Origin of the sequence: Streptomyces sp. NPDC087310, assembly GCF_044744405.1 — a bacterium.
Taxonomy (GTDB): domain Bacteria; phylum Actinomycetota; class Actinomycetes; order Streptomycetales; family Streptomycetaceae; genus Streptomyces.
This window is the reverse complement of sequence record NZ_JBIUYF010000006.1, coordinates 636,191-662,229: the sequence shown is the minus strand read 5'-3', so window position 1 is coordinate 662,229 and position 26,039 is coordinate 636,191. Positions and strand designations below refer to the sequence as shown.

The 26,039-nt window shown below is 72.7% G+C and carries 27 protein-coding genes and 1 pseudogene; 16 read left to right on the top strand and 12 right to left on the bottom strand.

Annotated elements, in window-relative coordinates; all coding sequences use genetic code 11:
* Positions 1 to 144: 144 nt before the first annotated feature.
* Positions 145 to 786: an alpha/beta hydrolase gene (locus tag ACIO3P_RS25740; protein ID WP_401852519.1), complete on the bottom strand. Its 642-nt coding sequence runs from the start codon at positions 784 to 786 to the stop codon at positions 145 to 147.
* 589 nt (positions 787 to 1,375) lie between these two features.
* On the opposite strand from ACIO3P_RS25740, the gene ACIO3P_RS25735 reads away from it, so the two are divergent.
* Both ACIO3P_RS25735 and ACIO3P_RS25730 read left to right on the top strand, forming a co-directional pair.
* Complete coding sequence (locus ACIO3P_RS25735) at positions 1,376 to 3,397, top strand: ABC transporter ATP-binding protein (RefSeq protein ID WP_401852517.1); 2,022 nt, start codon at positions 1,376 to 1,378, stop codon at positions 3,395 to 3,397.
* A gap of 83 nt (positions 3,398 to 3,480) precedes the next feature.
* Positions 3,481 to 3,936 (top strand): tellurite resistance TerB family protein, encoded by a 456-nt coding sequence (locus ACIO3P_RS25730; protein WP_329825814.1) that lies wholly within the window; start codon positions 3,481 to 3,483, stop codon positions 3,934 to 3,936.
* Positions 3,937 to 4,015: 79 nt separating this feature from the next.
* Here ACIO3P_RS25730 and ACIO3P_RS25725 read toward each other — a convergent pair whose 3' ends face one another.
* From ACIO3P_RS25725 to ACIO3P_RS25715, 3 genes are all read right to left on the bottom strand, one after another.
* On the bottom strand, positions 4,016 to 5,128 hold the full coding sequence (locus ACIO3P_RS25725; protein ID WP_329825813.1) for an acyltransferase family protein: 1,113 nt from the start codon (positions 5,126 to 5,128) through the stop codon (positions 4,016 to 4,018).
* A 159-nt stretch (positions 5,129 to 5,287) separates the two neighbouring features.
* Positions 5,288 to 6,157 (bottom strand): SRPBCC family protein, encoded by an 870-nt coding sequence (locus ACIO3P_RS25720; RefSeq protein WP_401852514.1) that lies wholly within the window; start codon positions 6,155 to 6,157, stop codon positions 5,288 to 5,290.
* Positions 6,154 to 6,471, bottom strand: coding sequence for a metalloregulator ArsR/SmtB family transcription factor (locus tag ACIO3P_RS25715; protein ID WP_329825811.1), 318 nt, complete (start codon positions 6,469 to 6,471; stop codon positions 6,154 to 6,156). Before ACIO3P_RS25715 ends, ACIO3P_RS25720 begins: the two co-directional genes overlap by 4 nt.
* A 305-nt stretch (positions 6,472 to 6,776) precedes the next feature.
* Here ACIO3P_RS25715 and ACIO3P_RS25710 point away from each other — a divergent pair.
* A pseudogene (locus tag ACIO3P_RS25710) lies at positions 6,777 to 7,169 on the top strand (hypothetical protein); the annotation flags it as partial.
* A gap of 164 nt (positions 7,170 to 7,333) precedes the next feature.
* On the opposite strand, the gene ACIO3P_RS25705 reads toward ACIO3P_RS25710, so the two are convergent.
* A complete protein-coding gene (locus ACIO3P_RS25705; protein ID WP_329825810.1) occupies positions 7,334 to 8,281 on the bottom strand; it encodes a M56 family metallopeptidase in 948 nt (315 codons plus the stop codon).
* Positions 8,278 to 8,649, bottom strand: coding sequence for a BlaI/MecI/CopY family transcriptional regulator (locus ACIO3P_RS25700; protein WP_329825809.1), 372 nt, complete (start codon positions 8,647 to 8,649; stop codon positions 8,278 to 8,280). Before ACIO3P_RS25700 ends, ACIO3P_RS25705 begins: the two co-directional genes overlap by 4 nt.
* A 115-nt stretch (positions 8,650 to 8,764) precedes the next feature.
* Between ACIO3P_RS25700 and ACIO3P_RS25695 the strand changes: the two genes are divergently transcribed.
* The 4 genes from ACIO3P_RS25695 (at position 8,765) to ACIO3P_RS25680 (ending at position 11,239) form a co-directional block, all read left to right on the top strand.
* Positions 8,765 to 9,457, top strand: a complete 693-nt coding sequence (locus ACIO3P_RS25695) for a DedA family protein (RefSeq protein WP_329825808.1) — start codon at positions 8,765 to 8,767, stop codon at positions 9,455 to 9,457.
* Complete coding sequence (locus ACIO3P_RS25690) at positions 9,457 to 10,077, top strand: phosphatase PAP2 family protein (protein WP_401852511.1); 621 nt, start codon at positions 9,457 to 9,459, stop codon at positions 10,075 to 10,077. Before ACIO3P_RS25695 ends, ACIO3P_RS25690 begins: the two co-directional genes overlap by 1 nt.
* The gene (locus tag ACIO3P_RS25685) at positions 10,074 to 10,802 is read left to right on the top strand and encodes a phosphatase PAP2 family protein (protein ID WP_401852509.1); all 729 of its coding nucleotides are present in this window, start codon (positions 10,074 to 10,076) and stop codon (positions 10,800 to 10,802) included. Before ACIO3P_RS25690 ends, ACIO3P_RS25685 begins: the two co-directional genes overlap by 4 nt.
* Positions 10,803 to 10,867: 65 nt before the next feature.
* Positions 10,868 to 11,239 (top strand): VOC family protein, encoded by a 372-nt coding sequence (locus ACIO3P_RS25680; protein ID WP_329825805.1) that lies wholly within the window; start codon positions 10,868 to 10,870, stop codon positions 11,237 to 11,239.
* 29 nt (positions 11,240 to 11,268) lie between these two features.
* On the opposite strand, the gene ACIO3P_RS25675 is transcribed toward ACIO3P_RS25680, so the two are convergent.
* Entirely contained in the window at positions 11,269 to 11,757 is a 489-nt protein-coding gene (locus ACIO3P_RS25675; protein ID WP_329825804.1) for a GNAT family N-acetyltransferase, read from the bottom strand.
* 170 nt (positions 11,758 to 11,927) lie between these two features.
* Between ACIO3P_RS25675 and ACIO3P_RS25670 the strand changes: the two genes are divergently transcribed.
* Both ACIO3P_RS25670 and ACIO3P_RS25665 read left to right on the top strand, forming a co-directional pair.
* On the top strand, positions 11,928 to 12,284 hold the full coding sequence (locus ACIO3P_RS25670) for a PRC-barrel domain-containing protein (protein ID WP_329825803.1): 357 nt from the start codon (positions 11,928 to 11,930) through the stop codon (positions 12,282 to 12,284).
* A 130-nt stretch (positions 12,285 to 12,414) separates the two neighbouring features.
* Positions 12,415 to 13,239, top strand: coding sequence for a YhjD/YihY/BrkB family envelope integrity protein (locus ACIO3P_RS25665; RefSeq protein ID WP_329825870.1), 825 nt, complete (start codon positions 12,415 to 12,417; stop codon positions 13,237 to 13,239).
* Between the two features lie 121 nt (positions 13,240 to 13,360).
* Here the strand turns inward: ACIO3P_RS25665 and ACIO3P_RS25660 are convergent, their stop codons facing one another.
* The 3 genes from ACIO3P_RS25660 to ACIO3P_RS25650 form a co-directional block, all read right to left on the bottom strand.
* Complete coding sequence (locus tag ACIO3P_RS25660; RefSeq protein ID WP_329825802.1) at positions 13,361 to 13,816, bottom strand: TerB family tellurite resistance protein; 456 nt, start codon at positions 13,814 to 13,816, stop codon at positions 13,361 to 13,363.
* Between the two features lie 87 nt (positions 13,817 to 13,903).
* The gene (locus ACIO3P_RS25655) at positions 13,904 to 14,482 is read right to left on the bottom strand and encodes a TerD family protein (protein WP_329825801.1); all 579 of its coding nucleotides are present in this window, start codon (positions 14,480 to 14,482) and stop codon (positions 13,904 to 13,906) included.
* Positions 14,483 to 14,584: 102 nt separating this feature from the next.
* On the bottom strand, positions 14,585 to 15,160 hold the full coding sequence (locus tag ACIO3P_RS25650; RefSeq protein WP_329825800.1) for a TerD family protein: 576 nt from the start codon (positions 15,158 to 15,160) through the stop codon (positions 14,585 to 14,587).
* 315 nt (positions 15,161 to 15,475) lie between these two features.
* On the opposite strand from ACIO3P_RS25650, the gene ACIO3P_RS25645 reads away from it, so the two are divergent.
* The 7 genes from ACIO3P_RS25645 (at position 15,476) to ACIO3P_RS25615 (ending at position 23,359) form a co-directional block, all read left to right on the top strand.
* Complete coding sequence (locus ACIO3P_RS25645; RefSeq protein WP_401852580.1) at positions 15,476 to 15,895, top strand: BlaI/MecI/CopY family transcriptional regulator; 420 nt, start codon at positions 15,476 to 15,478, stop codon at positions 15,893 to 15,895.
* A 3-nt stretch (positions 15,896 to 15,898) separates the two neighbouring features.
* Positions 15,899 to 16,861 (top strand): M56 family metallopeptidase, encoded by a 963-nt coding sequence (locus ACIO3P_RS25640; protein WP_401852506.1) that lies wholly within the window; start codon positions 15,899 to 15,901, stop codon positions 16,859 to 16,861.
* 222 nt (positions 16,862 to 17,083) lie between these two features.
* Positions 17,084 to 18,409, top strand: a complete 1,326-nt coding sequence (locus ACIO3P_RS25635; RefSeq protein ID WP_401852578.1) for an LCP family protein — start codon at positions 17,084 to 17,086, stop codon at positions 18,407 to 18,409.
* Between the two features lie 246 nt (positions 18,410 to 18,655).
* Entirely contained in the window at positions 18,656 to 19,990 is a 1,335-nt protein-coding gene (locus tag ACIO3P_RS25630; RefSeq protein ID WP_329825798.1) for a hemolysin family protein, read from the top strand.
* Positions 19,987 to 21,018 (top strand): hemolysin family protein, encoded by a 1,032-nt coding sequence (locus ACIO3P_RS25625; RefSeq protein WP_329825797.1) that lies wholly within the window; start codon positions 19,987 to 19,989, stop codon positions 21,016 to 21,018. The genes ACIO3P_RS25630 and ACIO3P_RS25625 overlap by 4 nt, the downstream gene beginning before the upstream one ends.
* Before the next feature lie 198 nt (positions 21,019 to 21,216).
* A complete protein-coding gene (locus ACIO3P_RS25620; protein ID WP_329825796.1) occupies positions 21,217 to 22,143 on the top strand; it encodes an ion transporter in 927 nt (308 codons plus the stop codon).
* Between the two features lie 31 nt (positions 22,144 to 22,174).
* Positions 22,175 to 23,359 carry an MFS transporter gene (locus ACIO3P_RS25615; RefSeq protein WP_329825795.1) on the top strand — a complete coding sequence of 395 codons (1,185 nt, stop codon included), beginning with the start codon at positions 22,175 to 22,177 and terminating at the stop codon, positions 23,357 to 23,359.
* A 39-nt stretch (positions 23,360 to 23,398) separates the two neighbouring features.
* Here the strand turns inward: ACIO3P_RS25615 and ACIO3P_RS25610 are convergent, their stop codons facing one another.
* Positions 23,399 to 24,424, bottom strand: coding sequence for a glutathione S-transferase family protein (locus tag ACIO3P_RS25610; protein ID WP_401852503.1), 1,026 nt, complete (start codon positions 24,422 to 24,424; stop codon positions 23,399 to 23,401).
* Positions 24,421 to 25,986, bottom strand: a complete 1,566-nt coding sequence (locus ACIO3P_RS25605) for an MFS transporter (RefSeq protein ID WP_401852500.1) — start codon at positions 25,984 to 25,986, stop codon at positions 24,421 to 24,423. Before ACIO3P_RS25605 ends, ACIO3P_RS25610 begins: the two co-directional genes overlap by 4 nt.
* Positions 25,987 to 26,039: the final 53 nt, after the last annotated feature.

Genomic DNA, 26,039 nt, shown 5'->3' with positions numbered 1-26,039 from the left:
TCGGTCGGTGGTATCGGGTTCGGTCCGTGGTCGGCGGGCGCGTCACCCCGGGGCGGCGGTGGCAGGCGGGCCGGGCGGTGACAGGGGGATCGTAGGGAAGCGGGCGAAGCCGGGTCCGCGCGGCGCTCCGGCGGGGCGGCGGGGTCAGTGGTCCGTTCCGGTGAGAAAGGCCCGTACGTCGTCGAGTTCCGCCGCTCCGACGGCGTGGCCCAGCGCCGGATAGACGCGCTCGGTCAGCTCCGCGCCGGACTTCTCGCGCAGCCACTGTCCGGTACGGGTCACGAGGTCGGCGGGGATGACCGTGTCGGCGTCGTCGCGCCCCCAGAAGACCCGGACGCCGTCGAACCGTCCCGGCTCCTCGGGCAGTCCGGCGTCCCAGGGCAGGGGGCCGGAGAGCAGGACCGCCGAGGCGAACCGCGCGGGCTCGGCGAGCAGCAGTCCGCCCGCCATCGCCATGCCCCCGGAGAAGCCGAGCAGCGAGACGGAGCGGTGCCGGGCGGCGACGGTGGAGAGCCAGTCGAGGAGCTGAGCGGTGCCGGCCGCCAGGGACGCGGCGACGGGCCGTCCGATCCCCCGGTTGGCGAACCAGGCGTAGCCGCCGCCCTCGGCGATCGGGGCGCGGACGAAGGCGAGGGTGGTGTCCTCGGGGAGGTACGGGGCGATCTCGGCGAAGGTCCGCTCGTCCGAGCCGCGGCCGTGCAGCGCCACGAGCAGCGGTGTGCCCTCGCGGTCGGCCTCCGCCCGTGACCAGGAGACGACCAGGGGGGTGTGGTCCGTGTGGGGCATCGTGGCGGTACTTCCCTCTTCCGTGTGCGGGCCGCGGCCGGTCCGGGGACGCGTCCCGAGGACGCGCGACGCGCCGCCGTCGCATCCGTACGCACCTTACGCCCCACCATTATTGAATCTTCAATCAGCACGGGCGGGCGCCTCCGGCGGCGCACCTCCGCGGCGCCCGGACGCGCGTGAGCCTGTGCCTTCGCAAGGGGGCGAAGGCCGTCGCGGCCCCGGCCCCGCCACCGCCCGGCACCCCCTGCGCAGCACGGCTTCACGGGCGCAACTCAATCCCCCGGTCAGGCGAACTCCCCCCTCCCGGGTGATTCGAACGCGGGCCGACGGCCGGACACGCCCGGCCCCCACGGGTTCGCCCCGCCCCGCTCGAAACTCCGTCCGACGGTTCGCCCTGCGTACCCCGTTACACCGGCTTGATCAGGTCAGTTGTCCGGGCGCGTGCATCCGTTGCCGTCACTTCAGGAGGACACATGTTCCCCGTTCCCCTTCCCTCCGGCTCCCCCGCCGGGTCCGCCGCGTTCGAGTACGGCCGCCGGGCTCCCCGGGGCGCCGTACGCCCGGTTGACGCCGAGGGCGGTGTCGCCGTATGAGCCCCCGCCGCTTCGGCCCCAAGCCGTACGTCCAGAACTCCCCGCCGGAACAACTGCTCTTCGGCGGCCGGCTCAAGGGCTCCTGGGGGTGGACCACCCACGAGGGGGCGCGGCTGCGGACCTCGTTCCTGACGATCCTGCGGCAGATCCCCCGGCTCATCGGCCACACCGTCGCCCTGGCCTGGCGCGCCGACCGTCCCGCGCTGATCGTGGTGGCGCTCGCCCAGCTCGGCCAGGCGCTGGCGACCGTCTTCGGGCTGCTGGCCGCCAACCGGGTCCTGGTCAGTCTCTTCGCCGCGGGCCCGACCGCCGACCGGATCGGCGCGGCGCTGCCCTCGCTGCTCTGGGTGGGCGGCGCCGGCGCGCTCGCGGCCACCCTGCGCGCGGTCTCCTTCGGCGGCACCGGCCGACTGGAGCCGAAGGTCGAGCGGCTCGCCGCGCTGACCATGCTGACGCCCGTGATCCGGGTCGAGATGGAGCATCTCGAACAGCCGGACTTCCACAAGATCCTCGACTCGGGGCAGCACGGCCAGATCGCCGCGCGCCGGCTGATCCAGCACACCCTGGGCATCGTCGACTCCCTGATGGCGCTGATCGCGGTCAGCGGGGTCCTCGCGGTGCTGCATCCGGTGCTGCTGCCCCTGTTGGTCGCCGTCGTCGTGCCCAAGGCGTGGGGCACGGTCAGGGCGGCCCGCCGTACCTACGAGTCGATCCAGGTCTGGATCGAGCACGTACGGCAGCAGAGCGAGCTGCGGCGGCTGATGATCTCCCAGAAGGCCGGTCCCGAGCTGCGGGTGCACGGCGCCGGGCCCTTCCTGCTGGAGCAGTTCGACCGGATGGGCGTCGAGGCGGCCGAGGAGCAGACCCGGCTCGCGCAGCGCGAGGCGGCCACGGATCTGGGCACCTCGGCGCTCTCCGGGCTGACCGCGGCGGCGACGTACGCCTTACTGGCCTGGCTGCTCACCCACGGCCACATGCCGCTCGCCTCGGGCGCGACGGCGGCCCTCGCGCTCTCCAACGGCACGGCGGGGCTGCGCCGGATGGTCACCCACATCCATCACCTCTACGAGCAGTCACTGTTCATGACCGACCTGATCAAGGCGGGGGACGAGGCCCGGCTCCGGGCCATCCCCGCGGGCGGCGTCCCGGTGCCGGGGGCGCCCGCGCTGATCGAGTTCGACCAGGTCTCCTTCGCCTATCCGGGTCGGCAGGACCCGGCCCTGGACTCGGTGTCCCTGACGATCCGCCGGGGTCAGACGGTCGCGCTCGTCGGGGTCAACGGCAGTGGCAAGACCACCCTCAGCAAGCTGCTGGCCGGTCTCTACCTGCCGTCGCGTGGGCAGATCCGCTGGGACGGCACCGATGTGCGCGAACTCGACCGGGACCAGCTCTTCGACCAGGTGGCGCTGGTGCTCCAGGACTATCAGCGGTGGCCGTTCACGGCGCGCGCCAATGTCGCCATCAGCCGGCCCTCCGAGATCCACGACCCCGAACGGCTGGAGACGGCCGCGGCCCTGGCCGACGCGCACACCGTGGTCGGCGAGCTGCCGCGCGGCTGGGACACCTTGTGCGAGAAGGGGTACGAGGGCGGGGTGGACCTGTCGGGCGGGCAGTGGCAGCGGCTGGCGCTGGCCCGCGCGTACTACCGGCGGGCCGCCGTCCTGATCTGCGACGAACCGACCAGCAGCATGGACCCGGCGGCCGAGATCGCCGCGTTCCAGCAGATCCGGCGGCTCGCGGGCGGCGGGCAGACGGTCATCCTCGTCACGCACCGGCTGCACAGCGTGCGGTCCGCGGACCTGATCTGTGTGCTGGACCGGGGCCGACTGGTGGAGTGCGGCGACTTCGCCACGCTGATGGCCCGGGACCACGAGGGCCCCGGGGTCTTCCGGGAGTTGTTCTCGCTCCAGTCGGAGCAGTACCGGACGGGCGTGGAGACGGGCATGGAGAACGGCGTGGAGACCGGCATGGAGCCGGCCGTACCGGCACAGAACCGGGCACCCGGCGGTACGGAATGAACCGGCTCGCCCGTACGGGCACGTCACGGTCCTGCCGGACGTTGACGGAGTGTTCTGTGTGACACCTGAGGAGAGATGAACGAATGGCCCTGTGGGACCGGTTCAAGGAATCCGCCGCGACGATGCAGACGCAGCTCATGGCGAAGAAGAACGATCTCAAGAGCGGCTCCTTCCGCGACGCGAGCATGGCCATGTGCGCCCTGGTCGCCGCCGCCGACGGCTCCGTCGACCCGTCGGAGCGGCAGCGGGTCGCCGCGCTGATCGCCTCCAACGAGGTGCTTCAGAACTTCCCGGCGGAGGACCTTCAGCGGCGCTTCGACGGCTATCTGAACCAGCTCACCGCCGACTTCGCGTTCGGTAAGGTCAACGTCCTCCAGGAGGTCGCCAAGGCCAAGAAGAAGCCCGCCGAGGCGCGGGCCGTCGTCCAGATCGGCATCGTCATCGGCGGCGCCGACGGCGACTTCGACGCGACGGAGCGGGCCATGGTCCGCGAGGCGTGCTTCGCGCTGGACCTGCCGCCGCACGAGTTCGACCTCTGAGACCCCCCGGTCCTGAGCGCAGAGGGGCGGGGCGGTGGTCGGCCACCGCCCCGCCCCTCGCCATTTCCCCCCCAGCGAGCTACTTCCCGTGCCGCTCCACGGGATCCTTCTCGAAGGCCCAGGCCATCTCCGGCTCCAGGGCGAAGCGGAAGAGCCGCTGGACCGGCCGCGTACAGAGCAGGGTGACGACGACCCCGGCGAGGAGCGTCACGAAGACCGCGCCCTGCGGGGTGTGCAGCCACTCCGCGCCGTACCAGCCCCAGGTGCCCGCGGCCTGGGCGAGGAAGCCGTGCAGCAGATAGCCGCAGAGCGTGCCCGCGCCCAGCGCCGTGAACCACATGCGCCGGCCCGGGATCCAGGCGTAGAAGCAGGCGGTCAGCACGAGCGAGCAGCCGAACAGCGCGAACGTCATCAGGACACCGACCCACCACGGGGAGCCCAGTTCCTGCGCGCTGTCGCGGTGGAAGAACCACCCCATGTTCATCCGGGTGACGGCCCAGTACGCGAAGACCACGGTCAGCGCGGCGACCGGGACGGCCAGGATCCGCGCCTCGCGCCGGCGTACGAGCTGGAAGTGCTCGGGCTTGAGCCGCAGTCCGAGCACGAAGAACGGCAGGAACTGAAGGACCCGCTGGAGGTCGAAGTCGTCACCGATGTTCGGTGAGGTGGTCGCGAGGGCCGCGATGCACAGCGCGACCGGGACGGGCCAGCGGACGAGCCGCCAGATCGGCGCCGTGATCCGCCAGACGAACAGGGCGAGCAGGAACCAGGTCAGGTACCACGGGTCGAGCAGACTGATCGGCATCGACGGGTCGTCCGCGGCCCACCGGTGGAAGAGGCTGTACGCGATCTCGAACACGACGTACGGCACGACGACGCCGGTGATCAGACGGCGCACCCGGTCGGGGCGGAAGTCGAAACTGCGGGAGAAGTAGCCGGAGATGATGATGAACGCCGGCATGTGGAAGCTGTAGACGACGATGTAGAGCGCCGACACCGCCCGGCTGTCGTCCCGCAGCGGCTCCCACGCGTGCCCCATGGCGACGAGGACGATCGCCAGGTACTTCGCATTGTCGAAGAACGCGTCGCGCTTCCTGGCCGGTTGAGGCGGCGCCGCCGAGGCCGCCTCCCCGTCCGGCGGGGAGTGTACGTCCTGTGTCCGACCTGTGAGTTGTTCGGTTGTCTGTGTCACATTGCCTCCCGGAGGGAACCCGGGGCGGCGCGTACGCCTCTTGGCAAGTTCGTGGGGGGAAAGTGCGGAGCAAACATCAGGGCACCCTAACGAGGCACCCCGCCGTCTCTCCAATCGGGTGGCGCCGGGCGGCACGCGACCGGAGAGCGGCGGCGGACGTCAGACGTCCACGAGTGCGGCCGCGAGCTGTTCGATCCGGGTCCGCCACGCGGCGAGCGCGCCCTCCGTGTCCCACCCCGCGGGCCCGGTCTGGGTGAGGACGAGACGGGCGCCGTGCCCCGTGCCCTCGCCCAGCTCCCAGGTCACCGAGGAGTGCGGCTCGACGGCGTACGTCAGCGACCGGGGCGCCCGTACCTCCGTGACCGGGCCCGCCGGGGCCGTCCCCGCGGTGAAGCCCTCGGGGACGGGCAGTCCGGCCACCGGCTCGATCCCGGCCGAGAGCACGTCCCAGACCTTCTCGGCCGGCCGGACGAGCTGCCGCTCGAAGCGGACCCGCCACCCCTCGGAGCCGTCGGGACCGACGGGCTCGACCATCCCCCGGTCGAGCCCGAACCGGCCGATGTACGACTCGTGGAGGGCGCCTTCGTCCCGGTCGATGCCGCCCGGGGCGCCGTCGAGGAAGCGGGCGAGCGCGCCGACGCAGAGGTGCCAGCCGGAGGCGAAGCTCGCGGCGCCCGGCCGGTCTCCGAAGGTGTGGACGAGCGTGAGGAGCGAGCCTTCACCGTCCGGGGTGACGGTCCAGCTCAGATGGTCCGTGCCCCAGGTGAAGGCGAAGAGGCGGGGCTCCTCGACGTCCGTGACCGTGCCGGTCATCCCCGGGTCGCCGGCGACGCCGGGGAAATGGAAGCCCATCGCGCCGCCCGGGGTGAGGTCCACCGTGACCTCGGAGGGGAACCAGCGGCGCAGCGCCGCGGGGTCGGTGAGCGCGGCCCAGACCTTCTCCGGGGGGTGCGGGAGCCTGCGCTCCATCCGCAGGGCGCTGCGGCCGTCGGCCGTGGTCAGCGTGGAGTCGTGCGGGGTCGTGTTCATGAGGGGTCGTCCTCCATCGCGTCGAGATGCCGTTCGAGCGCGTCGAACGCGCCGGACCACAGATGCCGGTAGTGGGCGAGCCAGGCGTCGAGCTCCGCGAGGGGCTCGGGGCGCAGCTCGTACCAGCGGCGCTGGGCCTCCTGCCTGACCCGGACGAGTCCGGCCTCGCGGAGCGCGCGCAGATGCTTCGAGGTGCCCGGCTGGCTCAGCCCGAGGCGCTCCGTGAGCTGGCCCACGGTGTACGGGCGCTCCAGGAGAAGGTCGAGGATCTTCCGCCGGTTCGGCTCGGCGAGGACATCGAACGGTATGGGCATGACCCCAATATACCTCGCCAGGCATATAGCCGCACGGTTATGTACGGGCGCGTCGCACACGGTTCCGGATTCTGTCCGGAACCGCATGGTGACAACCAGTCAACACAGCGCGCATAGTTGGAAGTTCGGGTATGAGAGCCACAGAAGGGGCGGCCCCCGCGGCACGGGAGAACGGCCTCACGGATCCGCCCGGCGCTCCACCCGCGCACGCCCCCCACAGCACCGCCCCGGCACCATCCTCAGCACCGCCCCAGCACTGCGGCCCAGGCCACCCGGCCCCACAGAACGGCGCAAGGAGAGCGGCCGTGCATGACGAATTCCTGTGCCATGTCACCGCGTACGGCGTATGCGGCGGACAGCGTATCGGCGTTCCTCTGGGCACCTATCGCGCCCCCACTCTGGCACTTGCACTGTGGTGGTTGCGGGATCGCGCGACCTGGATCGCGGAGAGACTCGATCCCAGCCCCGAGAACCATCACTTTCCGGCCGAGGCGCTCGCGCCGGTGGGCCGGGGGGTGCCGGACGTACCGACCACGCTCCGCGCCTGGCGCGACGACGTGGCGCACCAGGACATGATCGCGGAGCATCTCGCCGCGGGCCGGCTGATCCGCGTGGCCACCCGCGACGACACGACGGAGTACGAACTGCTCGCCGAGTCGGTCGACGCGCTGCGGATGGACCGGGCGCTGCCCACGCTCGGCGCGCGGGCCCCTGGACCGGAGAGACCGGCGCACCGCGAGCCCGCGCTCCGCTCCCCGTACCCGGCGGCGCTGCACGAGTACCGGGCGCCCGGGGGGTCGCCGGGCGACACCCTGCAACTGGGGAGGCTGTTCGGCTGAGCCCCGGTCGGCGGGAGGGCCGGTCAGCGCCCGGGGATCTCCCCCTGGGCGATCTCGATGTGCGTGTGCAGATCGTCCGCCGCCCCCACCGCCGTGGCGCCGGACACCGCGAGACAGACCAGCAGCGCGCCCGCGACGAGACGGCCGGCCGGGGTGAGGCCCGCCCCGCCGGGCCGGGCGGGGCCGAGCAGCGCGGCGACCCGCCGGGGCACCGGGCCCGCGGCGGCGGCCAGGGCGGCGCGCGGCCTGGCCGCCCCGGTGGCCGGCGCGCCGCGGGTGGCCAGGGCGGCGCGGCCGATGGCGCGGGCCGCGAGCCGCCGGTCGCCCACGGCCGCCGCGGCGGCCTCGTCCGCGGTGCGCTCCAGCGCGTAGCCGAGCGGTTCGCGCAGGGCGCGCAGGGCCGGGTGGCAGAGGGCGGCCAGCTCCACGGTCTGGAGGAGGACGTGGTGACGGCCGCGCAGGTGCGCGCGTTCGTGGGCGAACAGCGCCTCGCGCTCGGCCGGTTCCAGGGCGCGCAGCATTCCGGTGGTCACGACGATCCGGCCGGGGCGGCCGGGCAGCGCGTAGGCGTCGGGCAGCTCGTCCCGCAGCACCGCCAGCTCCGCGCCCCCCTCGCCCGCTGCGGCCCTGGCCCGGCGCAGCTCGGCTCGGTTACGGCGGATCGCGGCGCCGAGGACGGCCGTACGCCACAGCAGCAGGCCGGTGGCGGCCGAGGCGAGCGCGACGGTCACGGCAGGCGGCCCCTCCGCCAGCGGGCGGACCAGGTCGCCGAGGACGGCCACGGCGGGGAGGTAGGTCGCGCCGGGGACGACGAGCAGCGCCAGTGCGGCCGTACTGCTCGCGGCCAGGACGAGCGCGGCAGCGGTGAGCAGCCAGGCGGCGGGGCGGGGGGCGAGGAGCGCCGCGGCCCGGCGGGCTGCGGGCACCGCGAGGAAGGGCATCAGCAGGGGCACCCAGGTGAAGGCGATCACGCGGCGCCGCCGTCCAGGAGGGAGCGCAGCAGCCGCTCGTCCTCGTCGTTGAGCTGGGAGACGAACCGGGCCAGGACCGCGCCGCGGTCCTCGTCCTTCGCCAGCTCGGAGTGCATCCGGCGGGCGGTGAGTCCGGGGGCGTCCTCGGTCGGGGAGTACGCGTAGCCGCGTCCGGCCCTGACCCGGGTGACGCTGCCCTTCTCGTACAGCCGCGACAGGATGGTGGTCACGGTGGTACGGGCGAGCGACCCGCCGAGCTCCTTCTGGACCCTGCCCGGCGTGAGCGGCCCGTCCGCGGCCCACAGCGCCGCCAGCACACCGGCCTCCAGCTCGCCCGCCGGACGCCGCTCCGGGCTCTCCTCGCCCATGGGAACGCTCCTCCCACTTCTTTCGTCTACAGTGAAGTAGACCGTCTACAGATCTGTAGTCAATCAGATCGTCATGCAGGACATCCCTGTCCACCATTATGGGAGCAGCCCCTCTATGGCCGTATCCGCGTTCGCGACGATGCCGCAGGCCGTGAACCTCCTCGACGCGGGATCCCTGCTCTCCGCGTTCGGCGCCCTCGGTATCGCCGTCGTCCTCTTCGCCGAGACCGGCCTTCTGGTCGGCTTCTTCCTCCCCGGCGACTCGCTCCTGTTCACCGCCGGGCTGCTCAGCGTCCCGGGCGCGGACTCCTCCGCGCACCTCGCGCTGGAGCAGGTGCTCGTCGCCTCCGTCGCCGGAGCGCTGATCGGCGCGCAGACCGGCTTCTGGATCGGCCGGCGCGGTGGCCGGGCCCTGCTCGCGCGCAGCCGGGCCCGCAAGCTGCACGAGGCGGTGGCCCGTGCCGAGGAACTGCTCGACCGGTACGGCCATGCGAAGGCCATCGTGCTGGCCCGCTTCGTCCCCGTCGTACGGACCGTGCTGAACCCGCTCGCCGGCGCGCTGAACGTGCCCGCCCGGGTCTTCACCCTCTGGCAGATCGCCGGCGGCGCGTTCTGGACCGTCGGGCTCGTCCTCGCCGGGTACGCCCTCGGCTCGTCCGTGCCGAACGTCGACCGCTATCTGCTGCCCCTCGTGGCGCTCGTGGTGCTGGTCTCCCTGATCCCGGTGGCCCTGGAGGTGCGGCGCTCCCGCCGGACGGCCGGGGAAGGGACGCCCGCGAGCGGCACGGCGGAAGAGAGGCCGCGGTGATGACACCCGCCTCCTCGTCCCTCCCGCGCGGCGACCACTGGTTCGACGACGGGCTGTACACCTCCGTCAACGAACTGGCCCACCGCTCCCCCGGCTGGCTGGACACCGCGGTCTCCCTCTGGTCGACGTACGGCCTCGTCCTCCTCGGCGCCCTGCTCATGGCCGCGTGGTGGCGCGCCCGTCCGGTGGATCCGGCGCGGGCGGCCCTGGCGCTGGCCGCGCCCCTGGTCGTCGTGGCGGCCTTCGTCGTCAGTACGGCGCTCAAGGCGCTGCTGCGGGAGCAGCGCCCCTGCCAGACCCTGCGCACCGTCACCGTCGAGGCGTGTCCCGCCCTGGGTGACTGGTCGCTGCCCAGCAACCACGCCGTGCTGGCGGCGGCGGTCGCCACCACGCTGCTGTTCACGGACCGCAGGCTCGCCGCGCTCGCCGTACCGGCGGCCGTGGCGATGGCGGCCTCCCGGGTCTGGGTCGGGGCGCACTATCCGCATGACGTGGTGCTCGGGCTGGTCGTGGGGGCCGCCGTGGCCGGGGCCCTGATGGCGGGGGCGCGCCGCGCCGCCTCGCCGGTGGCCGAGCGGCTGCAGGCCACGCGGCTGCGTCCGCCGGTGGCGAAGCGGTGAGCGGACCGGCGACGGTGGACCGGCGGACCCGGTGGCGGCTGCCGCCGCCGATCGTCGTCGCCGTGCTCTGCGCCGTGGCCTTCGCCCTGCTGACCGTGGCCGTGGCCGGCCGGCACGGCGCACCGTTCCCGGTGGACCGGAGCGCGCTCACCTGGTCGGTGGACCACCGCCCGCCACTGGTGAAGGCCCTGGCCAGGGCGGTCACCGCGAGCGGCACCGGGCCCCTCCCCTATCTGGGCGCCGTGGTCGGCGGGGTGCTCGCGGGGAGCGGCACCCGGCGCCGGCTGTACGGGGCGGCCGGCGCGCTGCTCTTCCTGCTCGCGGGGCAGGCCGTACGGTACGGCCTCGTACGGACGATCGCCCGCCCCCGGCCCCCGGTGGAGGACTGGGCCACGCACGCCTCCGGCTACGCCTTTCCCTCCGGGCACACCACGACGTCGGCGCTGGTGGCGGGGGTGCTGATCTGGGGCGTGGCCCGGGCGAGCCGCCGCGGGGCCCGCGCGGGCGGCCGGGCCGCCGGGTGGCTGCCCACGGCGTATTCGCTCATGGTGCTCCTCGGCTGCTGGGCCGTGGCCGTGGGGCTCAGCAGGATCTATCTGGGGGTGCACTGGGCGACCGATGTGCTCGGGGGCTGGCTGTTCGCCGGTGTCTGGCTCGGCCTCGGGGCGACCCTGGTCAGGGGCCGGTTCCCGGGCCCTGACAAGCGGCGCGCCGCCGTCCGATGAGTCCTGGGGACCGGCGGTGTCTACCCCTACGACGGGAACGAAGCGTGCGAGGGAAGGACAGGGCCATGTTCGGCAGCAGCAAGGCGTTCAGCGGATTCGCCGTCGACGACATCGACGCGGCGCGGCGGTTCTACGGCGAGACGCTGGGGCTGGCGGTCACCGAGGAGTACGGCATGCTCCACCTGGGGCTGGCCGGCGGCGCGACCGTGCTGGTCTACCCCAAGCCGGGCCACACCCCGGCGACGTTCACGATCCTCAACTTCCCGGTGGACGACATCGACGCGGCGGTCGCCGAACTCACCGGCCGGGGCGTGCGCTTCGAGCGCTACCCCGGGATGGACGCGGACGACCAGGGGGTCTTCCGGGGCGGCGGCCCGTACATCGCGTGGTTCACGGACCCGGCGGGGAACATCCTCTCGGTCCTCCAGGAGCGCTGATCCCACGGAGTGGTGGTCCCGCCGCGGGGTCAGAGCTTGAGATGCATGATGTGCAGGCCGACATAGCCCTCCGTGGGGTGGCGGAACCCCTCGGGGAGCGTGCCGAGGATCTCGAAGCCGAGCGACCGGTACAGCTTCACCGCGTACGTGTTGGTCTCGACCACGGCGTTGAACTGCAGGGCGCGGAAGCCGGCCGCGCGGGCCCAGTCGATGGAGTACGTGCAGAGCGCCCGGCCCACGCCGCGCCCCGCCCGCGCCGGGTCGACCATGTAGCTGGCGCCGGCTATGTGCGAGCCGTTGCCCTGGTGGTTGACGTTCATCTTCGCCGTGCCCACGACCGTACCGGCCTCGTCCACGGCCACGACGGAACGGTTCGGCGCCACCTGCAGCCACCAGTCGCGGCCGTCGGTCTCGCTGAGCCCGGTCGGATAGGTGAAGGTCTCGCCGGCGGCGACGATCTTGTGGAAGAACGGCCAGATGGCGGGCCAGTCCTCGGTGGTGGCTTCCCTGATCAACATAGGGACAGGATGCCGGTACGACCCGTGCGTCCACCAGTGCTTTTTCGCTCGGGCATCGGCGGTTCGCACCGCTGATCCGGCGCTGGTCCTGGAAATCTGGGGTACGCGGGAGCCGGGCGGCGTGCGCCGCACCCACCCAGCGGGCCGGCGGACGAAGAGGCGGGACGGACATGTTCGAAGCGGAAGACATCCGGGAGTGGCGGGGCCACGACGTGGTGGACACCGGGAAGCGGAAGATCGGCTCCCTGGAGGCGGTCTACGTCGACACGGCGACGGACACCCCGTCGTTCGCCACGGTCACCATCGGACTGCCGACCAAGCGGCGGCTGGTCTTCGTACCGCTGGCCGGGGCCACGGTCGGACCGGGATATCTGAAGGTCCCGTGGGACAGGAAGCTGGCGAAGGAAGCCCCCTCGATCGACACGGACGGCGAACTGCTCGCGGAGAACGAGCCGGAGATCTTCGCTCACTACGGGCTTCCGTACAGCACCGGCGCGGGCGGCGAGCGCAGGCTCGGCCGCCGCTGAGGAGCCATCCGGGGGCCGTCGGCGCCGCGCCGCACCCCAGCGCCCCGAACCGGGGTAGGGACGTGACATGACCCGTCGACGTTTCGGTGCGCCGGAGGCCAGGCACCGGCTCGCGGTCCTGCCCCGGCGGATGGCGTCGTACACCGTGCTCGCCTGGAACCGCGGGCGCCAGATGGAGCTGATGCACCGGGCCACCAGCTTCGCCGCACTGGGCTTTCTGACCCTGGTCCCGCTGCTGATCCTGGTCGCGGCGGCGGACCCGGCGAGCGGGCAGGGGTTCGCGCGCTGGCTGGGGCAGGGGCTCGGGGTCTCCGCGTCGTCGCAGCAGCAGATCCAGGAGCTGTTCGGCCGGCCGGGGCAGGCGCTGCAGCGGACGACGGCGTTCGGGCTCGCGGCGCTCGCCGCGTTCGGGCTGACGTTCGGCGCCGCCGTGCAGACGGGGTACGAGCGGGTCTGGGAGCTGCCGACGGCCCGCTGGCACACCATGTGGCGCCATGTGGTGTGGCTGGCGGTGCTCGTCGTCTTCCTGGTGGTGTTCGTCAATACGCCGGTGACGTCGGACTCGCTCGTCGAGCTGACACTCGTCACGACCGGCGATCTGATCGGAACGTTTCTCTTCTTCTGGTGGTCCCAGCACGTCCTGCTCGCCGGGCGGGTGCGCTGGCGGGCGCTGATGCCCGGGGCCGTCGCGATCGCCCTGGGCCTGCTGGGGCTGCGGGTGTTCTCGCGGGTCGTCTTCTCGCCGCTGATCGCCTCGAACGCCGTCACGTACGGTCCGTTCGGTACCGTGCTGGTGCTCCAGTCCTGGCTGGTCGGCGTCGGGTTCGTCGTCTACGGCGGTGCGCTGGTGGGCCGTCTCTTCCATGAGCACCGCACCCATCTGCGGCTGAACCGTGTGCTCGCGGCGGGACCGGCCCCCGCTCCGGGCCCGGACCCCGGCGCGCGGGACGACTGACGGCGGGCGCCCCGGGAGGCGTACCACCGCGTGCCCGGGCGGCGTACCGCCGGCCGAAGGGGCGTGCCCGCTGTCGCGCGGCACGCCCCGGCTCATGAGCGGTGCCCGGGGAGAGCGACCGTCAGAGGTCGAACTCGCTCGGCGCGATGCCCACGGCGAAGCACGCCTCGCGGACCACGGCCTGCTCCGTCTTGTCGAAGTCGCCGTCGGCGCCGCCGATGACGATGCCGATCTGGATGACCGCGCGGGCCTCGGTGGGCTTCTTGGCGACCTTGCCGATGGTCTGGAGGATGCCGACCTTGCCGAAGTCGAAGTCGGTGGTGAGCTTCTGGCAGTAGTCGTTGAACCGTGCCTGGAGGTCTTCTGCGGGGAAGTTCTGGAGCACGTCGTTGCTCATGATCAGCGCGGCGACGCGCTGGCGCTCCGTGGCGTCGATGGAGCCGTCGGCGGCGGCGACCAGCGCGCACATGGCCATGCTGGCGTCACGGAAGGCGCCGCTCTTGAGGTCGTTCTTCTTCGCGTTGAGCTGCGTCTGCATCGATGACGCGGAATCCTTGATGCGGTCCCACAGGGCCACGTGGCTTCTCCTGGTCGGTCGGATGGCGGGTCGGACAGGTGGTGGAGACGGCGGTCCGGTCGGCCGGACCGCCGGGGTCGGAGGTGCTCAGAGGTGCGGCGCGACGGCCGGCATCAGGTCCTGGAAGGTGCGCCCCGCGGCGGGGGTGCCGATGGCGGCCATCTGCCAGCCGCTGCCGGATCGGTACACCTTGGCCATGATCTGGGCGGTGTGGCTGCCGCCTCCGGTGAGCGTGTAGCGGGCCAGCTCCTGGCCGTTGGTCTCGTCGACCAGCCGGCAGAAGGCGTTCTCGACCTCTTCGAAGGTCTGGCCGGTGAAGGAGTTGACCGTGAAGACGATCTGGTCGACGTGGACGGGGACCCGCTGGAGGTCCACGATGATCGACTCGTCGTCGCCGCCCTGGCCGGCACCGCCGACCCGGTTGTCACCGGTGTGGCGCACGGAGCCGTCGTCGCTGGTCAGGTGCTGGAAGAAGACGACATCGACGGCCTCCTTGCCGGCGAAGAGCAGCGCCGAGGCGTCGAGGTCGATCTCCCGGGCGGTCATCCGGGCGAAGAACCCCTTCTTGGCGGCCTGCCAGCCGAGTCCCATGCGGACGACGGTGAGTTCACCCCCGCCGGACTTGGTCAGGCTGATCTGCTGGCCCTTGGCAAGGTTGACACTCATCGTTCACTCCTGATGGTTGGTGCCGGCACGGCCCCGGCGCGGACTCCTGACACGGTCGCCGGAGGGCTGGGGCCGGGTGCGGGGGCGGGTCGGACCCGCGGGTCAGACGTTGACGCCGTAGTCGGAGGCGATCCCCGCGAGCCCGGAGGCGTACCCCTGGCCGATCGCGCGGAACTTCCACTCGGCACCGTGGCGGTACAGCTCACCGAAGACCATCGCGGTCTCGGTCGAGGCGTCCTCGCTCAGGTCGTAGCGGGCCAGCTCGGCGCCGCCCGCCTGGTTGACCACCCGGATGTACGCGTTGCGCACCTGACCGAAGCTCTGGCCACGGGACTCGGCGTCATGGATCGACACGGGGAAGACGATCTTCGAGATGTCGGCGGGCACGGCGGAGAGGTCGACCTTGACGGTCTCGTCGTCGCCGTCGCCCTCGCCGGTCAGGTTGTCGCCGGTGTGCTCGACGGAACCGTCCGGGCTCTTCAGGTTGTTGTAGAAGACGAAGTGCTGGTCGGAGACGACCTTGCCGGAGCCGTCGCACAGCAGGGCACTGGCGTCCAGATCGTGGTCGGCGCCGGTGGTGGTCCGCACGTCCCAGCCGAGAGCGACCAGAACGGCGGTCAGGCCGGGGGCCTCCTTGCTGAGTGAGACGTTGCCGCCCTTGGCGAGGCTCACACCCATGTTGCTTCCTTTCTCCGTGCGGAACCGGCAGGCGTCCGGAACCGGGCACACCGGACGTACGGGACGTACCGGCGGCCACGGCGCCGTATGACACCATCGTAAATCTACAACACTGTAGAAATGAGCTGGTGGTTAGGATGCCCCGGCGCCAGGGCTGCTGGGGCGGCAGCGTGGGAGGAGGCCACTTCCGTGGTCGGGAACGCCGGGAACGCCGGGAACACCAGAGACATCGGGCACGTCGGGCACCTCGGACACGGCGTCGGCGGTGACGACGGCGAGCGGGGCTCCCGTACCCGCAGGCGCGGCCAGGGGCAGTTGGAGGCGCAGGTGCTGGCCGTCCTGGGCTCGGCGACCGGCCCGGTGGCGGCGACCTGGGTGCGGGAGCGGCTCGACGGGAAGCTGGCCTACACCACCGTGATCACGATCCTCACGCGTCTCCTCGGCAAGCAGGCCGTGACCCGCACCCGCTCCGGCCGCTCGTTCCTGTGGACGCCGGTGGCGGACGAGGCGGGGCTCACGGCGCTGCGGATGCGCCGGCTGCTCGACGAGCGCGACGACCGCGACGCGGTGCTCTCCAGCTTCGTGTCGGCCCTTTCGCCGCACGACGAGCGGGTGCTCCGCTCGCTGCTCAGCTCCGCCGACGATGTCGACGGCACCGATGCCACTGAAGCCACCGACGACGCAGGCGACGCAGGCGCGGCGGTACGGTCGGCCGCGGGCGAGGCGGAGAGTTGACCGATGGGTGTCTTCGTCTTCCTCCCCCTGGTCCTGCCGCTGACCGCGCTGCCCATCGCGCGCCTGGCCGAGCAGCATCTGCATCCGCGCAGCGCCGCGCGGCTGCTGACCTCGGTCGCCGTGGTCCTGGCGGCGTGCAGCACGTTCTGTCTCGGGCTGCTCGTGGTGGTCGGGACCGCGCAGCTCCCCGGTAATCCGCTGCCGGACAGTTGGTCGGACCCGGAGGTGCGCGAGGCCGTGCCGTACGACGAGGTGGCCGGCAAGACCGCGATCGTGGCGCTGCTCCTGGTCGTCGTGGCGTGCGCGCGGACCGTGCGGCGTCATCTGCGCTTCCGCTCGCGCGCCCACCGCGCGCTGGTGGGGCTCCCGGACGTGCCCGCGTACGCGTCGGCGTACGGCGCGGTGCCCGGGCTCGCGATCCTGGACGACGAACTGCCGTACGGGTACGCCCTGCCCGGCTCCCCCGGGCGGATCGTCGTCTCCACGGGCCTGCTCTCCTGCCTGAACCAGGGCGAACGCGCCGCTCTGCTCGCCCACGAGCACGCCCATCTCGCCGGGCGCCACCACCGGCTGCTGCTGGCCGTACGGCTGGCGGGGTGCGCGAACCCGTTCCTCCGTCCGCTGGCGGCGGCGGTGACGTACAGCACCGAGCGCTGGGCGGACGAGGAGGCCGCGTACGCGACGGGCGACCGGCGTACGACGGCGCGGGCGGTCGGCAAGGCCGCGCTCTTCTCGCACCAGGCGCCGCCCCCGGGGTTCGCGGCGTTCGCCTCGGCGGGCCCGGTGCCGCGCCGGGTGGCGGCGCTGCTCGGCCCCGTACCGCCGCGCAGGAGCTGGCCACCCGCGCTGACCCGGGCGGGGATGGCCGCGTACGTCGCCGCCGCGGGGACCGCCGCGTCCACCGTCTCCGCGCTGAACGCGGCGTCCGCGCTCTTCCTGGTCCTGGAAGCGGCGACCCCGCTGTGACGGCCCCGGCGCCCGGTCCGGTCCACCCAGCGTGCTCTACACCCCTGTAGAACCAGTAGAGTGCACGCGTCGCACAGTGCGGCGAACCGGCCCGCCCGATGCGTGGGCGGGGCCGGGAACGGGGCACGGAGGACCAGCGTGGGCAGTCGATCCAGGGGGCGGCGCGCCCGCCCACCGGCGGACGGCGGGCGACGCGCCGCCCGGGAAACGGGCCGCGCCCGGCTGACGCGGCGGGGGCGAATAGCCGTCTGGACCGGCGGGGTGCTCGCCGTGGCGCTGATCGGTGTGGCGGGCGCCGGGACCTGGATCTACCAGAGCCTCGACGGCAACATCCACGGCGCGGACCTCGACGGGAAGATCGGCGGCGACCGCCCGGTCAACTCCAGTCCGGGCTCGAAGAACATCCTGGTCGTCGGCTCCGACTCGCGCGACGGCGACAACGGCAAGTACGGCAAGGGCCTGTCCACCATGCAGTCGGACACGCTGATGGTGATGCATCTCGCCGCCAACCGGGAGTGGGCCACGGTGGTCTCGCTCCCCCGCGACTCCTGGGTGAACATCCCGTCCTGCGACCAGGGCGACGGGTCCACGTCGAAGCCGCACCACTTCAAGATCAACGAATCGTTCGCGATCGGCGGGGCGACCGGCAAGGTCGTCGACGCCGCCGCCTGCACCATCCGGACCGTGGAGCAGAACACCGGGCTGCGCATCGACCACTTCATGTCGGTGGACTTCCAGGGCTTCAAGGGCATGGTCAACGCGCTGGACGGCATCGAGGTCTGCCCCGAGACGGCGATCCACGACAAGAAGGCCCGTCTCGACCTGGAGGCGGGGTGCCAGACGGTCAAGGACGAGAAGGCCCTGGGCTATGTCCGTACCCGCTACAGCGTCGGGGACGGCTCCGACCTCGGGCGCATCGGGCGTCAGCAGGAGTTCATGGAGGCCGTGGCGGCCAAGGCGCAGGAGAAACTGACCAGCCCCGGCGCGCTGTACGGGTTCCTCGACTCGGCGACCAAGTCCCTCACCACGGACAAGGAGCTGGCGGGCATCAAGCCGCTCACCTCCCTCGCCAACGAGATCAAGGCCGTGCCGAGCGACCGGCTGACGTTCCTGACCGTGCCGAACTACCCCCGCGAGGCCGACGTACCGACCGACAAGGCCAATGTCGTCTGGCAGTATCCGCAGGCCGGAAACCTGTTCACCGCCATGGCGCGGGACAAGGAGACCGACAAGGAGAAGCTGGAGGCCGACACCGAGAACCCGGTCTACGCGGCCACGGTGCGGGTGCAGGTACTCAACGGCACCGGCACCCAGGGACGCGCCGCGGATGTCGCCGAGACCCTGCGTACGGCCGGTTTCACCGTCTCGTCGGTCGGGAACGCGCCCGAGTCGGCGAAGCGGACCACGGTCGGGTATCCGCAGGACCTCCGGGCGGCGGCCGAGGTGCTCGCCTCCCGGCTGCCGGGCAGCGCCGCACGGCAGGACGCGGCGGCCACGCCGGGCGTGGTGACCCTGACCGTGGGCGAGGATTTCCAGGCCCTGCGATGACTCTCCGGGCCGCTCGGACACACCCTGGCCATGACGTACGCGTCGACCGGTACCGAACACCACGTTGCGTTGTTTTGCGATTCCTTTACCATTGAGCGACGGGGTCGCCTCCCCGTCGCCTCACCGTCCTGACGTACGAGTCGAACCAACTGATCCAAGAAGGAGCTACGGTCCCGCAATGGGTGAGCCTCCCAGTACGAACCGTGCCATTCCCGTCCCGTCGAGCCATGGGACGGAGGTGGCACGGTGACCGAAGTGCTCCTGCTGCTCCTCGCCCTCGCGCTCACCCTCGCCTGTGCGGTGTTCGTGGCGGCCGAGTTCTCCCTGACCACGATCGAGCGGGGCGAGCTGGAGCGCGCCGCCGCCGCCGGTGAGCGCGGAGCCGCCGGCGCCCTGGAGGCGGCCAAGCGGCTCACCTTCCAGCTCTCCGGGGCCCAGCTCGGCATCACGGTGACCTCCCTGGTCATCGGCATGCTCGCCGAGCCGTCGCTGGCCGTGCTGCTGCGCGGCCCGCTGGAGGCCACCGGCCTGCCGGGCGGCGCGGTCCCCACGGTCGCCACCCTCCTCGGCGTCTCGCTCTCCACCGTCGTCCTGATGGTCGTCGGTGAGCTGGTCCCGAAGAACTGGGCGATCTCCAGCCCGCTCGCGGTCGCCAAGGTCGTGGCGGGGCCGCAGCGCGGCTTCACCGCCGCCTTCGCCCCGCTGATCCGGCACCTCAACAACACCGCGAACCGGCTGGTACGGCGCTTCGGCCTGGAGCCCGCGGAGGAGCTGGCGTCCGCCCGCACCCCCGAGGAGCTGGTCGCCCTGGCCCGGCACTCCGCGCGGGAGGGCGCCATAGAGGCGGACTCCGCTGAGCTGTTCGTCCGGACCCTGCACCTCGCCGAGCTGACCGCGGAGAACGTGATGACCCCGCGGGTCGACGTCCGGGCCCTGGAGGCGCACGCCACCGCCACGGACGCCGCCCATCTCACCCTGGCCACCGGCCTGTCGCGCTTCCCCGTCTACCGGGACAGCCTCGACGAGGTCATCGGCACGATCCACATCCGTGACGTGCTGGCCCTGGACGAGGAGCGGCGGGACCACACCCCCGTCACCGAACTGGCGACCAGCCCGATGCTGGTGCCCGACTCCCTCCCGGTGGACCGGCTGCTGCGGCGCCTGCGCGCGTCGCGGACGATGGCCGTCGTCATCGACGAGTACGGCGGCACCGCCGGCGTCGCCACGGTGGAGGACATCGTCGAGGAGGTCGTCGGAGAGGTACGCGACGAACACGACCCGCACGAGACCCCCGACCTGGCCCCCGGACGGCCGGACGCCGAAGGCCGCGACGTGTGGGAGGCCGACGGCTCCGTCCGGCTCGACCAGCTCGAAGCGATCGGCTTCACCGCGCCGGACGGTCCGTACGAGACCCTCGCCGGGCTGCTCGCGACACGGCTGGAGCGGCTGCCCGTACGCGAGGACACCCTGGAGATCGACGGCTGGCGGTTCACCGTCCTGCGCGTCGAGCACCATCGCGCGGACCGGGTGGGCGTCACCGCGCCCGCCCCGGCCGCACACCTCACGGAGGATGCCCGATGACCGGCCTGCAGCTCGCCATCGGCGTGCTCACCCTGTTCACCAACGCGTTCTTCGTCGGGGCCGAGTTCGCGCTCATCTCCGTACGGCGCAGCCAGATCGAGCCGCTGGCCGTCAAGGGCAGCCGGCGCGCCAAGAACACCCTGTGGGGTCTGGAGCACCTCTCGGCGGCCATGGCCACCGCGCAGCTCGGGATCACCATCTCCTCGCTGGTGCTGGGCGCGGTCGCGGAACCGGCCATCGCGCACCTGCTGGAGCCGCCGTTCGAGGCGATCGGGGTGCCCGAGGCGCTGATCCACCCGATCGCGTTCGTGATCGCGCTGACCCTGGCGACGTATCTGCACATGCTGGTCGGCGAGATGGTGCCGAAGAACATCGCGCTGGCCGCCCCGGCGCCCACCGCGCTCGCGCTCGGACCGCTGCTGGTCTGGCTGACCCGCGCGCTGCGCCCGGTGATCTTCGGGATCAACGCGTTCGCCAACTCCATCCTGCGGCTGCTGAAGGTCGAGCCGAAGGACGAGGTCGCCTCCGTCTTCACCGACGACGAACTCGCCCGGCTGGTCAAGGACTCCAGCGAGGCGGGGCTGCTCGACCCGGCGGACGGGGAGCGGCTGCGCGACGCGCTGGAGCTGGGCACCCGGCCGGTGGGCGAGGTGATGGTCCCGCTGAACCGGACCGTCACCGTCGACCACCGGATCACCCCGCGGGAGCTGGAGCGCGCCGCCGCGTCGTCCGGCTTCTCCCGGCTGCCGGTGACCGGACCCGACGACACGATCCTGGGCTATCTGCACATCAAGGACGCCCTCGGGGTCGACGAGCGCACCGAGCCGTTCCCGCGGAGCGCGCTGCACACGGTGATCCGGGTCGAGATCGACACCCCGCTCGACGACACGATGACGGCCATGCGCGCCGCGGGTACGCACCTCGCCGCCGTCGCCGGGGACAAGGGGACCGTCATCGGCTTCGTCACCATGGAGGACGTCCTGGAGGAGCTGGTCGGCCCCGCCACGGGGCCGCCGACCGCCGGATAGAAACGGGCGCGTGGAGCGCCACGAGAACGGCGCGTGACGCGCCATGAGAACCGCCCGCGCCGGCCGTTTCCCTGCGGCCGGACGGTGCGAGAGCGGCCGGTGCCCCGCCCCGGGCACCGGCCGCTGCCGACACCCCCTCACCCTGCTCCCCTTTTTACGTTCGTATCGGTACGCGCAAGAGAAAACGAGTGTCCTCCGATGTCCGACGGGACGAGTCGATTAGAGCCGGTGGCTCTCGCCGCGCACAGCCGGCGCATCGTGGAATCCACCGCCTTCAGCAGCGCCGTGTTCTGCCTGATCGTCGGTAACGCGTGCCTGCTCGGCATCGAGACGTACACCGGCGCCGTGCACCAGTGGCGCGACGAACTGAAGCTCGCCGAGCATCTGTTCCTCGCCGCCTTCACCGCGGAGATCCTGCTGCGCGCCGCCGCCTGCGCGGACCGCCCCAAGGAGTTCTTCCGCGATCCCTGGAACATCTTCGACCTGGCGGTCGTCACGCTCGCCCTCACGCCTTTCGCCCGCGAGAACACGACCCTGCTGCGGCTGCTGCGGCTCGCCCGGGTGCTGCGCGCGGCCCGCTTCCTGCCGCAGCTCCGTATCGTGATCGTCGCCGTGGGCAAGAGCCTGCCGGGCACCGCGAGCTTCGTGCTGGTGGGCGCGCTGCTGCTGTACGTGTACGCCATGCTCGGCTGGGTCTTCTTCGCGCGCGCCGACCCCGAGCACTACGGCTCGCTCGGCCGCGCCGCCCTCACGCTCTTCCTGCTGATCACGCTCGACGGGCTCGGCGACGCGGTGCGGGGCGGTCTCGCGGTCTCCCGCTGGACCATCGTCTACTTCGCCTCGTTCGTGCTGCTGGGGTCGTTCCTGCTGGTCAACCTGTTGATCGGCGTGGTCATCAACTCGCTGGAGGAGGCGCGCGAACTGGAGGAGGAAGAGCGGGCGCACGAGACGGCGGCGCCGCAGGGCGGCCCCGAGGAGGCGCGGGCCGTGCTGCTCGCGCGGATCGCCGCCGCACGCCGCGCGCTGGACGAGGTCGAGGCCGGGCTCGCGACCGCCGCCGGGCAGGACCACCCCCTCCGACGGCCGTCCCCGCCTGGCGCCTCCGTCCCCCGTGGCCCTTCATAGGGGGAAAGCGTCCGTTCGGGCGGAGGGTCGTATGGCGGTTCGCACGCACCGGCACCTGGGATATCCGGTGGCGGCGGGGGTGTTCGCCGTCGGGATGGCGGGCACGACCCTGCCCACGCCGCTGTACGGGCTCTACCGGGAGCAGCTCGGCTTCTCCGAGCTGATGGTGACGGTGGTGTTCGCCGTCTACGCCCTCGGGGTGATCGCCGTACTGCTGCTGGCGGGCGACCTCTCCGACCAGGTGGGACGGCGGCCCGTGCTGCTCTGCGCGCTGGGGCTCTCGGCGGCCAGCGCCCTGTGCTTCCTCTTCGAGGGCGGCCTGCCGGCGCTGTTCGCGGGGCGGCTGCTCTCCGGCTTCGCGGCCGGTCTGCTGAGCGGTACGGCCACCGCGTGTGTGCTCGAACTGGCCCCGCCGGGACGGGAGGCGCGCGCCGGGCTGGCCGCCACGGCGGCGAACATGGGCGGGCTCGGCTGCGGTCCGCTGCTCTCCGGGGTGCTCGCGCAGTACGCGCCGTGGCCGCTGCGCCTGCCGTTCCTGACGCATCTCGCGCTGGTGGTGGTCGCCTCCGTACTGACCTGGTTCCTGCCGGAGACCGTCGCCGCCCGGCAGCGGCCGCGGCTGCGCCCCCGGGGGCTCTCGCTGCCGCCCGGGATCCGGGGGGTGTTCGTCCCCTCGGCGCTCGCCGCGTTCGCCGGGTTCGCGCTGCTGGGGCTGTTCACGGCGGTCGCGCCGAGCTTTCTGGCCGAGACCCTGGCGGTGGACAACCTGGCGGTGACGGGCGCGGTCGTCTTCTCCGTCTTTCTCGCCTCGACGGCCGGGCAGGTGCTGATGGGGCGTCTGGGGGTACGCGTGGCGCTGCCCGGCGGCTGTCTGGTCCTGGTGGCCGGGCTGCTGCTGGTGGCCGCCTCGCTGGCGGCGCGGTCGCTGCCGCTGCTGGTGGCGGGCGCGCTCTGCGGCGGGCTCGGCCAGGGGCTGGCCTTCCGCGCCGCCATGACCGCGATCAGCGGCGTGGCGCCGCCGGAACACCGGGGCGCCACGATCTCCGCCTTCTTCGTCGTCGCCTACACGGGGATCTCGCTGCCGGTCGTCGGGGTGGGCGCGCTGACCCTGTGGCTGGGGCTCACGGTCGCGGGGCTGACGTTCTCGGCCTGTGTGGTGGTGCTCGCGGCGTGCGTCGGGCTGTACGTACTGCGCCATCCGCCCGGTGGGGCCTGACGCGGTACCGCCTCGCCCGCGCCCTCGGAGGTACGTCGCTCAGGGGCGCCCCGCCGGCGGGACCTCCTCGCCCGGCGCCACCGGCCCCGGCGGGGTGCCGTCGCCGAACGGCCGGCCGCCCAGCTCCGCGCGGTGGTGCGGCGTCAGCCAGCCGGAGAGGTCGGGGCCGAGCGGCACGATCCGGGTCGGGTTGATACCGGTGTGCACCTGGTAGTAGTGACGCTTGATGTGGTCGAAGTCGACGGTGTCGCCGAAGCCGGGGGTCTGGTAGAGGTCCCTGACGTAGGCCCAGAGCACCGGGTCCTCGGCCAGCTTCGAGCGGTTGCACTTGAAGTGTCCGTGGTAGACGGCGTCGAAGCGTACGAGTGTGGTGAAGAGCCGGATGTCCGCCTCGGTGAGGGTGTCCCCCACCAGGTAGCGGCGGTCGGCGAGCCGCTCGGAGAGCAGCCCGAGCCGGTGGAACACGGCGCGGTAGGCGTCCTCGTACTCGCTCTGCCCGGACGCGAACCCGGCGCGGTACACGCCGTTGTTGACGTCGCGGTAGACGCCTTCCATGACCTCGTCGATCTCGTCGCGCAGCGGCTCGGGGTAGAGGTCGGGCGCGCCGTCACGGTGCAGCGCCGTCCATTCGGTGGCGAGGTCCAGGGTGATCCGCTGGAAGTCGTTGGTGACGAGCCGGCCGCTGGGCACGTCGACGATCGCGGGGACGCTGACGCCGCCCGGGTAGTCGCGCTCGCGCGCGTCGTACGCCTCGGCGAGGTAGCGGATGCCCAGAACGGGGTCCCGGCCGTCCGGGTCGAGGGTGAAGCGCCAGCTCCGGTCGTCCTGGATGGGGTCGGCCACGGCGAGCGAGAGGGCGTCCTCCAGGCCGAGGAGCCGGCGCGAGACGAGGGCGCGGCTCGCCCAGGGGCAGGCGCGGCTGACCACGAGCCGGTAGCGGCCCGCCTCGACGGGCCAGCCGTCGGCGCCGTCGGCGGTGATCCGGTCCGCGAAGTGGCTCCGGGAACGCTTGAAGGGCTTCTTCCCGTACGCGGCGTTGCCCTCGGTGTCGGTGGGTGGGTTCATCGCTGGTTCCTTCCTGGTCCTGGTCGTCGTCTTCCCTCCGTACGGAGCCCGTTCCCCGTACCGGGCCGGTTCCCCGTACGGAGCCGGTTCTCCTCGCGGCGGGCGACGGCGATGTCGGCGAGCGCGACCAGCAGCGCCGCGACCACGAACCCGACCGCGACGACGAGGCCGTGGTCGAACGCCGCGGCCCAGCCGTCGGCCGTCACCTGGGCGAAGAAGACGGAGCCCACGACGGCGATCCCGATCGCGGAACCCACCCGCTGCCCCGTCTGGAGGGTGCCTCCCGCGCTGCCCGCCATGACCACCGGCACCTGGGCGAGGGTGAGGGTCTGGTTGGGCGCGATGACCAGTCCGCTGCCCACCCCGGCCAGCAGCAGCGGCGCCGCCGTCGCCCACCCCACGCCGCGCCCCGGCACCAGGTGTACGGCGAGGGCGGTGAGCCCCAGACCGGCCGCCACCATGATCAGCCCGACGGCGACGAGCGGCCGGCCGAAGCGCCCGACCAGCCGCCCGCCGAGGGCGGCCGCCGCTCCCGAGCCCAGGGCGAAGGGGGTGATGGCCAGCCCCGCCTGGAGGGCGGTGTAGTGCAGTCCGCTCTGGAGGTAGAGCGTGCTGATGAAGAAGACGGTGGTGAACCCGGCGAAGTACAGCAGGATCAGCAGACAGCCCAGCCGGAAGGAGCGGATCCGGAAGAGGGAGAGGTCCAGGACCGGCTGGGTGGCGGCCGTACGGCACCGGGACTCCCACCGTACGAAACCGGCCAGCAGCGCCGCGGCGACCACCAGCAGCAGCCACTTGCCGTTGCCGTGCCACTGCTCCGACTGGACGAGGGGCAGCAGCAGCGCCAGTACGCCGCAGCCGAGCAGCAGGACGCCGACGGGGTCGAGGTCGCGCGGGGTGACCCGGCCGGCCGCCGGGGTGTCCGGCAGCAGCCGGTGGGCCAGTAACAGACAGACGGCGCCGAGCGGCAGGTTGACGTAGAAGACCCACCGCCAGCCCTCGTCCGCTCCGGCGGCCTGGATGATCAGACCGCCCAGCAGGGGGCCGACCGCGGTCGAGATGCCCACCACCGTGCCGAACATGCCGAAGGCGCGGCCCCGTTCCCGGCCGGAGAAGAGCTGCTGGATCAGGGCGGAGATCTGCGGGGAGACCAGGCCGCCGGCAAGCCCCTGCACCAGCCGGGCGAGCACCAGCCAGAGGCTGGACTGCGCGGCTCCGCAGGCGGCGGAGGCGAGGACGAAGAGGGTGAGCCCCCACATGAACACCGGGCGGCGTCCCCGGGCGTCCCCGAGCCGGCCCGCGGGGATCAGGAAGAGCCCGAAGGCGAGGGCGTACCCGGAGACCACCCACTGGAGGTCGGAGACCGGGGTGCTGAGTCCCTCGCGGATGGAGGGCAGGGCGACATTGACGATGGAGACGTCCAGCAGCGTCATGAACCCCGCCACCAGACACACCGCCAGCGCCTTCCACCGGCGCGGGTCCGGCGCGGCGGCAGCGGCGGGGACCCCCGGGCCCGTCGGGTCGGCGGGAGCACCTGCGTCCCGCCCGTTATGTCCGGCCATGGACCGCACCCTACGGCGAAGGGGCACGGTCCGCGCGGGAGGAACGCGCGGGC